Raw genomic sequence first — 12,077 nt, forward strand, 5'->3', positions numbered from 1 at the left:
AGATAAAACAGTTATGGTAGTGGATTTAGACATTAGGAGGTATCATCAAATGATAAGTTATTATAAGGTAGGGCACATAAGAATAAACTAGATTAGTATCATTTAATAAGTACTTATTAGAAGTAAGTTAGGAGAGGTTATGATAAGAAAAGTACATGTTCCTCTAGGAGCTCAGAGGATTACGTTTCATAATAATCAGATGAGAGTACCAGATTATCCTGTTATTCCATTTATTGAGGGTGATGGAATTGGTGTTGATATATCTCCGGTAATGATTAAGGTTGTTAATTCTGCTGTTAAAAAAGCATATGGTAATGATCGTCAAGTAGCTTGGACAGAGATCTATACAGGTGAAAAAGCAGTTGAGATTTATGGTAAAGGAATCTGGTTACCAGAAGAAACGTTATCTTTTATTCAAGAATACTGTGTGGCTATTAAAGGTCCATTAACAACTCCGATAGGTGGAGGCATTCGTTCATTAAATGTATCTTTGCGCCAGCTTTTAGATTTATATATTTGCCTTCGACCAATCCGATATTACACTGGAACGCCAAGTCCAGTTAAACAGCCAGAAAATATTGATATGGTAATTTTTCGTGAGAATTCTGAAGATATTTATACAGGAATTGAGTGGGAAGCAGGTACGTTAGAGGCAGATAAAGTTATTAATTTTTTTTGTAATGAAATGGATGTAAAAAATATTCGATTTTCAGAAAAATGTGGGATTGGAGTTAAGTTTTGCTCAGAGAATGGGGCTAAACGTTTAGTTCGATCTGCTATCCAGTATGCTATTGACCATAACCGTAATTCAGTCACCCTTGTTCATAAAGGAAATATTATGAAATTTACTGAGGGCGCTTTTCGAGACTGGGGTTATCAAGTAGCGATGGAGGAGTTTAATGGTGTTTCAGCTAAGTGGGATCAGTGGTTAACTATATCAAATCCTTATAGTAACAAAAAAATTATAATTAAAGATGTGATTGCTGACGCTTTTCTTCAACAAGTGTTATTGCGTCCATCTGAATATGATGTTATTGCTTGTATGAATTTAAATGGCGATTATATTTCAGATGCAGTAGCTGCTCAAGTTGGAGGTATTGGTATTTCTCCAGGTGCTAATATTGGAGATCGGTGTGCAATTTTTGAAGCCACTCATGGTACCGCACCAAAGTATGCAGGCCAAGATAAGGTCAATCCAAGTTCAATCATTCTTTCAGCTGAAATGATGTTACGTTATATTGGATGGTGTGAAGCAGCTAATTGTATTGATGTAGGTATTAGGGGTGCGATTGCCTCTAAAAAAGTAACTTATGATTTAGCGCGTTTAATGGATGGTGCTCAGTTACTCACTTGTTCTGAGTTTGGAGAAGCTATCATTTCTAATATGTAATTAGAAGTGATCATGCAGAAAGATAAAGGGCGATCTATCTGGTGTGTAGCTGAATTTTTTCATATAATATTATTAATTTAATTTTTAATATTTAATATTGATCTCAATAGTATAGCATCTTAATTTGTAGTTTTTTGTTTTTTTAAAAAATGATAACTATCATAACAAGTTTAAGGTAATATGAAATATATTGCATATTGTAAAGTTTTCATAGTCACTTCAGTATACATAATATACTTGTTTAAAGTATCTTTATTTAAATGTTACGAATAGGGTATAAGTCAATTTCATGACAGTGTTATTTAATAAAATTAAGAATAAAGAGTTAAAAGAACAGTTTCTAACAGAAACTATCCAACGAACTACATTATCGTTCTATAAATATTTTACTATTGATGATCCATTGAGCTTTCGTAATAGTCTTTATTTAGCTTTATCTCAGTTAAAGGTGTTTGGTAGAATCTATGTAGCTAATGAAGGTATTAATGCTCAAGTAAGTGTACCATCTCATTTTTATTCGTCTATGTTAAGTGTGTTGGCTTCTATACACGTTGACCTTGTTAATATTCGAATGAATATATCTCTTGATAATAATAGGCAGTCTTTTTGGGTTTTGCGTTTGAAAGTTCGTCAGCGTATTATAGCAGATGGCATTAGTGATTCTAGTTTTAATGCTAGCGATGTTGGAATTTATTTAACAGCAAGTGAAGTGAATTCCTTTCAAAATGATCCGGATGTCATTTTTATAGATATGCGTAATGATTATGAATATGAGGTAGGGCATTTTGATAATACTTTAATCACTCCAGGATCGACCTTTCGCCAGAAACTTCCAATAGTTCTTGAGATGTTGAAAAAAGATAAACAGAAAAAAATCGTTCTATATTGTACAGGTGGCATTCGATGTGAAAAAGCTAGTGCCTGGATGCGTCATAATGGATTTAAAAATGTTTATCATATTGATGGGGGGATTATTCAGTATGTAAGGAGTGCTAGGGCACTAGGATTACCGATTCGTTTTAAAGGTAAGAATTTTGTATTCGATAAACGAATGTATGAGCGTGTTTCTAATGATATTATAGCAAACTGTTACCAATGTGGTCAGTCTTGTGATACTCATATTAATTGTCATAATAATATGTGTCATAAGTTATTTATTCAATGTTATGAGTGCTCCGTTCGGTTTAACAGTTTTTGTAGTCCTTCTTGTATGAAGAAGGAAAGCTCGCTACCGAAGGTGATCCGTTTGACTGGCAGATCTGAAACAACATTTTAGTGGATAAGTGTCTTATTATTTATCTATTTTAAGTTTTTTAAAATATAAGACAAGAAAGAGTGGTATTATATCTAATTTTTTTATTTAAAAAGATATCTTGCTAAAATCATCTTATCCTTGATTACGGATGTATTAGTTTTAGATGATTATTTGATGGTGGATTGTGATTTAATCGATCTGTTATTTTATAATCAATACTGGATTGTACATTAGACTATAAACCACGCATGTATCTAAATTTATTTATTGTAGTAGATGTTTTGAATATGAACTTGAGGTAAAGATTTGAATATTCAACATGATCATTAATCAAATATTTAGTGATAAGTGGTTTCTATTTTGAAGAAAAAAGATGACTGATTGTATGGTTGGTGAAGTTATATTATGGATGGTTATTTTTTGGAGAAGCATTAGATTTTTAATATTATTAATGTTCTTAAATAAGAATCTCATATCTTATATTACTATATTCAAGTATTATATTTAAGATTCAGAAGCATAGAAAAGAATTTAATCTTGTTTTAATATTCATATAGTGAGGTTATCTCATCAATGTATTTTTAATTATGTTTATAGAATGAGGTGTACCTGTACATGAAGAAGTAAAGTTTTAGAATAAAATTGAATTTTATTCTATATTTTATAGAAAATATCTATTCAATCATATTTTTTAATTAATATCCATTCTTTAATTTCTTATTCACTTAATTGCTTGTAATATTATAAAAATCATACGATGTATATCAATTTAATATATAATTTCATTAGGTTATGTGTTTATAAATTAGGATTTGTAGATCATATTGTTTTTAGTGAATTACATCTACTATGGAAATATTCTTATATTATAATCCACTGTTACATAAAATGTAATAAGCTTACGATAAGTTTAAAACGAAGACTCTTCTCATAATTTAATATAGCTGTGAATAGTTACATTTTAATTTCATTCTTTGAATAGAAATTTATTTAATTAAAAGATTAGGTGGTAAGATACACAATTTTTCCTAATTTTTAAAAGGAGTAGTTGTTTACGAAATTAGCTTATTCAATAATAAGATAACTATACTAGAAATAAAATAAAGACCTTCTGAGATTAATATCTTGATTGGTTTTTGGATGGAAGAGAATCTCGTTCTATAGAATTTCATTCTAATATAGAATATTGTTATTTTTTGGAGTATGTGCCTCTGTTAAATTAATTATGGTATTTATGGACGCTTTTAAGTTGCTTAGTGGTTTAAATGAACCACAGCGTGTAGCTGTTTCAGCCCCGCGCAGTCATTTTCTTGTTTTAGCTGGTGCTGGTAGTGGAAAAACACGTGTATTGGTTCATCGTATTGCTTGGTTATTAGAAGTAGAAAAATGTTCTGAGACTTCGATCATGGCAGTGACCTTTACTACTAAAGCAGCGAAAGAAATGAAAGATCGTCTTGATAAGCTGATTGGTATTGCGAAAGAAGATATGTGGATTGGTACTTTTCATTCTTTATCGTATCGCCTGTTATGTTCTCATTATCTTCAAGCTCATCTTCCCAGTAATTTTCAGATATTAGATTCTGAAGATCAATCTCGTTTACTTGAACGATTGATTAAATCTATGAATCTTGATTCAAAGAAATGGTCGGCTAGTAAAAGCGCTTGTTATATTAATAATAAAAAAGAAAAAGGTTTACGGCCACAAGATATTAACAACTATGATTCTTTTACGGAGAGCACATGGATACGTATCTATAAGACTTACCAAGATTCTTGTGAACGCTCTGGTTTAGTAGATTTTTCTGAATTACTATTACGATCTTATGAATTATTACGTGATCAACCTCAGATTCGTGACTATTATCAAACAAGATTCACTAATATTTTAGTGGATGAATTTCAAGATACTAATCATATTCAGTATGAATGGATTCGTATATTATCTGGTGTCTCTAGTAAAGTAGTGATTGTTGGTGACGATGATCAATCTATTTATGGATGGAGAGGCGCACAGGTAGAAAATATTCAGCGTTTTATTCAAGATTTTTCAGGAGCAGTGACTATTCGTTTAGAGCAGAATTATCGTTCACAAAATAATATTCTTGTAGCTGCTAATTCTTTGATTTCATATAATAATGTTCGTTTAGGTAAAAAATTATGGACAGAAGAAGGAAATGGTGATCAAATTATTATTTACCATGCCTTAGATGATTTAGATGAGGCGCGATTTATAGTTTCTTCTTTAAAAGAATGGGTGAGAGAAGAGCGATCCTTGGATCAATGTGCAATTTTGTACCGCACTAACGCACAGGCACGAATATTAGAAGAGATTTTATTAGAAAATAATATACCATATCAGCTTTATAGCGGTACTCATTTTTTTCAAAGAAAGGAAATTAAAGACCTTCTAGCTTATTTACGTTTAATTGTTAATCGTAATGATGATACGGCATTTGAGAGGGTCATTAATACTCCTTTACGACGCATTGGAACTCAAACTCTTGAGCGTATTCGTCAAATATCTCGTGATTATAAGTTGACTTTATGGCAAAGCTCTCAGGAGCTCTTAAAGAGAAAAGGATTACTAGGGAGCATGGTTGCTTCTTCTCTCAAGAGTTTTATTGTATTAGTGGATGAGCTAGATCAATCTACAAAAGAATTTCCACTTGATGTACAGACACAACAGGTTTTACATAATTCGGGTCTTTGGATCATGTATAGAGATTCGAAAAAAGAGATAGATCAATCACGTATAGGTAATCTTGAAGAGTTAGTCACTCTTTCTCGGAAGTATGCTAGCTTTCAGCATACATATTCGGAAATGACTCCTTTACAAGATTTTTTGTCTTATACTATGATTGATTTAGGAGTAGAAAATGATAGAAATAAGAGAAAAGATTCGGTAAAGCTCATGACAGTTCATGGATCAAAAGGACTTGAGTTTCTTCAAGTTTTTATTGTAGGCATGGAAGAAGGTATATTTCCGAGTCAGATTTCACTGAAAAAGGGAGGTGAACTAGAGGAAGAGCGACGCCTCGCTTATGTTGGTATTACGCGTGCAATGCAAAGGCTAACGTTAACTTATGCAAAAAAACGTCGTTTATATGGTCAAGAAGTATCTTATATGCCATCTCGTTTTATTAGTGAGCTTCCAGATCATTGTGTTAAGAAAATTGTTTTTAATACAGGTATGGATCAACATTTGAATAAAGAAGCAATGGCGTCTTCGTTGATAGATAAAGAGACTTATTTTTCTATTGGTCAACGTGTAAATCATAAAAAATTTGGTCTGGGAACTGTCATTAATATTAGTGGTATTGGTAAAGATAGGCGAGTTCAGGTGGTCTTTAAGAATCAGGATGTAAAATGGTTAGTTGCTGTTTACGCTCGATTATCAGTACAATAATTTTTGAGAATAATTTTAGGAAATTTTAATAATTTTATTTCTTTACATATATTCAGTATAAAATGATTTAAAAAAGAGAATAATTCTTAGTTAACATCTATATGAAAGAAGGTGGGAATCTATAAGGTCATCTATGATGATGGACCTGGTCTTTGGTGTCTATCATTTACATAAAATATTAATTTGAATGAATATGATCTATAATAATTATAGATATATGTAATGGAATTGAGTGTATCCAGTTTGGTAGAGAATATAAAATATTATATAATATGGTTATTCTTCTTTATTGTACTTAATTTCTTTACTGAGCGATTTATCTATGTATTTTATATCTATCTCAATAATGGAGAATGAAAAACAGATTATTGAATAGTGTATTTTAATTTACACTTTTATCAAACGTAATTACTGTGATATAGATATCTTGTACTTATGTGAAAACTATGTAGGTTTTGTATATGTTTTAGCATGATTGGATAATAAATATTAATGTAGTGTACTAATTTTTATTAGTAGTAACTAGTAAATAATATCTAGTGTAATTCATATATCAGTTGATTTTTAATGGTTATTAAATTAATTAATAATTCAAATTAATAGGAAGATTTGATATGCAAAGTTCTTGTGATACGAACTATTCGTTTCTGTAATTATATCTCTGTATGTGATTTTTAATTAGAAAAAGAGTTGATATATTTATTGGTTATTTTTTATATAGAGTGTTTTCTAGTTGTATATTCTTGTTGTCTATTGTATTTTTAGGATTGGAATAAAAAATAATAATGTATTATAGATTACTTAATAAAGAATATTTTTAATGCTATCTATAATTTTATTATAGCATTTTACTTTCAGCATAATTCATGTAGTTTATTTTTATTTGTTTTAATTTAATAGTGAACCGTTGATTATTGATTGATAAAAAACAGATATAATGAGGTTTAATTTTTCTAGGATACGGTTCAGAGTCAATATATTAATTAGTATTATTACTGAGATAAATCTTTATCTGTTTGTATTCAGTAAATGGTGATTTATATAGATAGTATTTATGATAAGCTTTCCTGTCTATAAGATATGGGCTCTTGAGAAAATCTGAATGTTTTAGAGAAAAAGAATGTTTTAATTAACATAGATTGTTGTTTAGATAATAGAAGTATTCGTAAAGGAGAATATAGATATATCTTGAAATTTCTTAGTAAAATAATGATACCTGCTTGGAGTATATTGGATTGTGTTTAAGAATAAACAGAGTACACTTTTAAAGTGGATAGGATTAGGAAAGAAAAAATCTATTAATCTAGACAAAGATAAAAGTGAGAATATCTCATCTTTTAAGGTTTTGTGTGAAGAACAAAATCAGGATAATAGGTTAGATAATTTTTCTAAACATAAAGAAAAAGAGTCTAGTGTTATAAGCACTGAAGTCATAGAATTAAAAGATCAAAGAGTATATTCTGATTTACAGTATTTAGTAGAGAATCAGAGTATACAGACACCTCAATTCAATACTTTAGATGCGTGTATTAAAACCACAATAGACACGGATCATTCATCTTTTTCTCAAAATAATATTAAAGAATCTACTACCTCTACTATAGAGAAATATGCATTGCACAATAGTTCTGATGTTGAGTTTAAAGAAAAACACTCCATTAAGGATAGTTTAATTACTGGATTAGAATCAGATCAAATTAAGAAAACAGAGTATTTTTATAAAGTTGGTTTTTTTAATCGTTTAAAATCTCGATTAAATAGGACTCGAGTACATTTAGGTATCGGATTTCGGCATCTTTTTCGTGAATCTAAAATAGATAGGAGTTTTTTTGAAAAGTTAGAAGAAAAACTTTTATTATCAGACGTTGGAGTAGATACCACACAACGTTTGATCAGTACTTTAGAGATTGGAATAAGAGATAAGAAGTGTACTAATGCAGAAGAATTGTATCTGTATCTTAAAAGTAGTATGAGAGAAATTCTTTCCAAGGTTGAAGAGCCTTTAAATATAATAAAAAAAATGCCTTTTGTTATTCTAATGATAGGTGTTAATGGTGCAGGAAAAACTACTACTATAGGTAAGTTAGCACAGAAATTTCAGATGAGAGGGCAATCAGTTATATTGGCCGCTGGTGATACATTTCGTGCTGGGGCTATTGACCAACTAGAGGTATGGGGAGAACGCAACAATATTTCAGTAGTTTCCAATCATGTTGGATCAGATTCTGCCTCTGTTATTTTTGATGCAATGCATGCTTCAAAAGCTCGTCAAACAGATATTCTTATTGCAGATACAGCTGGTCGTCTACAGAACAAAACCCCTTTAATAGAAGAAGTAAAAAAAATTATTCGTGTAATTAAGAAAGTTGATATTAGTGCTCCTCATGAGATTATGTTAATCATTGATGCGAGTACTGGTCAGAATGCTATTAATCAAACTAAATTATTTAACAAACATTTAGGTGTCACAGGGATTACATTAACTAAGTTGGATAGCACAGCAAAAGGTGGTGTGATCTTTACATTAGCAGATCAATTTAATATTCCTATTCGTTATATAGGAATAGGAGAGGGTATAGAAGATTTACGTGAGTTTCAATCTGAGGATTTTATCAAGGCGTTATTTTTATAATTTAGATAGATTGAATGGGTTTAGTCTATTAGAGAGTACTTAGTTTACTTTAGATAAAGTTGATGGATGCAATTAGGATATATCTAATTATTTTATATAAAATGTGGATTTTTTAATTGAAGATTTACTGCTCTAATTACTATCTTTATAGCAATCTAGTGATCTTTTGGTATGGTTGCTTCTTATAAAGTTATTAGTATATGAGATATTATTGTCTGATAAAAGTTTGTATCTATCGGTACAATATCATGAAAATTCAATGTATATTAGACGTTTTTATGGATTTATTGTTTTAAAAATGATAAGTTAAAGGTAGCAACCTTATTAATATAAATTATATATGTATGAAATAATGTTGTTTTGTATAATAAAATATTGATTTTTAGAACGGTAGGATTTAAATAGTTTGATTTAATTTCATCTATTTAGTTTTAATTATGAACAGCTTGTATCAAAAGATAGATTTTTTATTCAGAACTTAATGCTTTATCTTGTATTCTAAATTTTCAATTTTAGTTAAACTGAAAACATAGAGACGCTGTTATATTATAATATAATTATATAGAATAATTAATTCATTGGATGAATCCTTATTTTTATAGATTGGCAAGTTTTATTTAATTAAATAAAACTTAGTTATTTTTAACTAGATTCTAGTATTCTGATTGAGCCCGTGAAACAGATCTTAATATAAAACTGGGGATCTTTCAATATGGGCTCAAATCTAGTAAAAATAGTTAGAAGATACGTAGAGCTATCATGTAGTTTTTATATATGTAGTAATGTTAAAGAAGTGATTTTAATGTATTGTCTTTTTAATGAATAAGGATTAATTTGTAATTACACTAATTTTACCGGTTGTGGATTGCAAAACTAAGAGGTTATCATTAGAAATTACTGGTTTAGTGACAAAACCAGTGTTATCTATTTTTTGTTGAGATACGATTTGTCCAGTATTAGTATTAATCCAATATAAATAACCCTGTTGATCGCCTACTACTAAGTATCCATTATACAGGATAGGTGATGTTAGTTTTCTATATAGTAGATTACTTTGTTTCCAAATTTTAAGACCTTTTTCAGCAGTTAGTGCTATTAAGCAATCATTTTTGTCCACAAGAAAGATGCGATGATCATCACTAATGAGATCATGTGCTGAACCAATGTCATGTTGCCATAGTATCTGACCTGATTCTAGAGTTAGTGCTGTTAGGTTTCCATTATATGCTAAAGAATAGATTATACCGTTGACAATCAATGGAGAAACGTCGACATCTGTAAGCCGATCTATTGCTGATGCTCCATGAGTTCTTGTAATTTTTTTTTGCCATATGATTTGGCCATCATTGATGTTAATAGCGCTAATATAACCATTATCGCTTCCTATAACAACAGTACCGAGTGTGATCGTCGGTTCAGATTGACCACGTAGACTTAATGTAGGTGTATCAAGATTAATAGACCATTTAATAGAGCCATTATTTTGATCTAATCCTTGAAGCATACCGTTGCTAGTATGAACTAGTACGATGTAATCACTTATTACTGGGGCAGATAATACTTCACCAGCTACATTTTGTGTCCAATCAACTGAACCATCCATAGTGTTAATAGAAAATATTTTTGCGCGTTCAGTACCAACATAAATATGATTATTACTTACTGTTAGGCCACCAGATAATAATGCTGGGATATTTTTAGAGAATAGATTTTTATTTTCTGAGAGATTAGTTATCCATTTTTCTTTTCCATTAGTGGAATATAATGCTTTTATTATACCGTAACGATTAGCAGCATAAATAGTTTTGTTTAAAGATGTGGGGTGTAATTTTGAGTTAATATTTCCTGCTTCTTCTTTAATAGAAGAACTCCAGAGTTTTATGGTTTTGAATTGATTTTCAATAGTGAGTAATGGTGATGCATTTCTAATTTCATCAGTCTTGCTGCTCCATGAACATCCGCTGACTAGCGCAATTAATATCAGGTCTGTTATGAGTAATTTATGTAATATCATGACTTACCTCATTTGTTCTAAGGGGATTGTATAACTTATAGATCTCTATATATTCAAGATTAGTTGTATTTAATTAAGTTTCATAACAAATTTTTATATAAATTAGATGTAATATTTCTTTTTACTGTGGATATTTTATTTACAGTATTTGATATTTTGTATATAGATAGATTGATTGTTAATATGATATTAATTAGAATCATAAAGATTTTGTGTGATATCGGTTTATAAGATTGAAGTTCTCATTTATATGAGATTGTCAATTGAGAAAATGAAATTCATATAGATAAATATAGTAGTTATTTTGAATAAGATAAAAAAGTTTATTTTATTGTGACTATAGTATTCATGCTGATTAGTTTATGCTAATTCCAGGTAGGAAATAACATAAACATAATCAAATGATTCTGAATTACAGATAGAATAGGCTATATATTAGATATAAAAATTGATTCAGCTTCATCCCAATTAACTACATTCCAAAAAGCCTGTATATAATCATGTCGTTTGTTTTGATATTGAAGATAGTAGGCATGCTCCCAGACATCTAGGCATATAATAGGTATTCCAGAGACACCAGAGATTCTTTCTCCCATTAGAGGATTATCTTGATTTGCTGTAGAAACAATTAGCAATTGATTATCTTTTTTAACAAGCCAAGCCCATCCAGAACCAAACCGTGTGGTAGCTGTTTCTTCAAATTTAGCTTGAAAAGTTTTAACACTGCCAAAATGTGTTTCAATGGCTTTTTTTAAATAACCATGTAAACATGTATTAGTTTTTAAGTTTTTCCAGAAAAAGCTATGATTAGCATGTCCACCTGCATTATTCCTTATAAAATCTTTTTTATGATCGGGGAGTTGATCAATATTAGACATTAAATCTTCAACTGGTAGATCAGAGAAATCTGTATCTTCTAGTGCGGTATTAGCATTATTTACATAATTTTGATGGTGTTTAGTATGATGTATAATCATTGTTTTTTGATCGAAATATGGTTCTAATTGATCATATTCATAAGGGAGAGATGGTAGTACATAGCTCATATTTTTATTTCCACTAAAATTAAGAAACGATTATAGTTATTGATTATCAAGACATAGATCATGGAAAATATTACAATGACATATCTTATAAATAAAATGCAGATCAGTACTAGATAGTCTATACTAAATTGATTTTATATGAACATCCTATTACATTATTTTGCAAATAATTATATATTTTTTTATGTTTAGGTTATTTATCACTATAATTAGGCATATTTTCATAGGAATAGTAATAGTAGTATTTTATAGATAGAGATTTCTTTTGATGATTCATTATTTTTTTACTGGGGAGGGGTCTATGCAAGATTAGTTTTCTTATCGGTAAGTAGCT

6 protein-coding genes are annotated in these 12,077 nt (G+C 29.6%); 4 read left to right on the plus strand and 2 right to left on the minus strand.

Annotation, left to right across the window (positions count from 1 at the left end):
- Positions 1-139: 139 nt before the first annotated feature.
- The 4 genes from icd (at position 140) to ftsY (ending at position 8,683) form a co-directional block, all read left to right on the plus strand.
- On the plus strand, positions 140-1,390 hold the full coding sequence (gene icd, locus ERCIPICE3303_RS00510; RefSeq protein WP_157990810.1) for an NADP-dependent isocitrate dehydrogenase: 1,251 nt from the start codon (positions 140-142) through the stop codon (positions 1,388-1,390).
- Between the two features lie 289 nt (positions 1,391-1,679).
- Positions 1,680-2,666 carry an oxygen-dependent tRNA uridine(34) hydroxylase TrhO gene (gene trhO / locus ERCIPICE3303_RS00515; protein WP_157990811.1) on the plus strand — a complete coding sequence of 329 codons (987 nt, stop codon included), beginning with the start codon at positions 1,680-1,682 and terminating at the stop codon, positions 2,664-2,666.
- Between the two features lie 1,213 nt (positions 2,667-3,879).
- Entirely contained in the window at positions 3,880-6,051 is a 2,172-nt protein-coding gene (gene uvrD, locus ERCIPICE3303_RS00520; protein WP_157990812.1) for a DNA helicase II, read from the plus strand.
- A gap of 1,237 nt (positions 6,052-7,288) precedes the next feature.
- Positions 7,289-8,683: a signal recognition particle-docking protein FtsY gene (ftsY, locus tag ERCIPICE3303_RS00525; protein ID WP_232515408.1), complete on the plus strand. Its 1,395-nt coding sequence runs from the start codon at positions 7,289-7,291 to the stop codon at positions 8,681-8,683.
- Positions 8,684-9,512: 829 nt separating this feature from the next.
- Here the strand turns inward: ftsY and bamB are convergent.
- Together bamB and ERCIPICE3303_RS00535 are read right to left on the minus strand one after the other, a co-directional pair.
- Complete coding sequence (bamB, locus tag ERCIPICE3303_RS00530; RefSeq protein ID WP_157990813.1) at positions 9,513-10,697, minus strand: outer membrane protein assembly factor BamB; 1,185 nt, start codon at positions 10,695-10,697, stop codon at positions 9,513-9,515.
- A 428-nt stretch (positions 10,698-11,125) separates the two neighbouring features.
- Positions 11,126-11,743 (minus strand): Fe-Mn family superoxide dismutase, encoded by a 618-nt coding sequence (locus ERCIPICE3303_RS00535; protein WP_157990814.1) that lies wholly within the window; start codon positions 11,741-11,743, stop codon positions 11,126-11,128.
- Between the last annotated feature and the right edge of the window lie 334 nt (positions 11,744-12,077).

The sequence above is a fragment of the Candidatus Erwinia haradaeae genome, from assembly GCF_900699015.1.
GTDB classification, from domain to species: Bacteria; Pseudomonadota; Gammaproteobacteria; order Enterobacterales; family Enterobacteriaceae; genus Erwinia_E; species Erwinia_E haradaeae_E.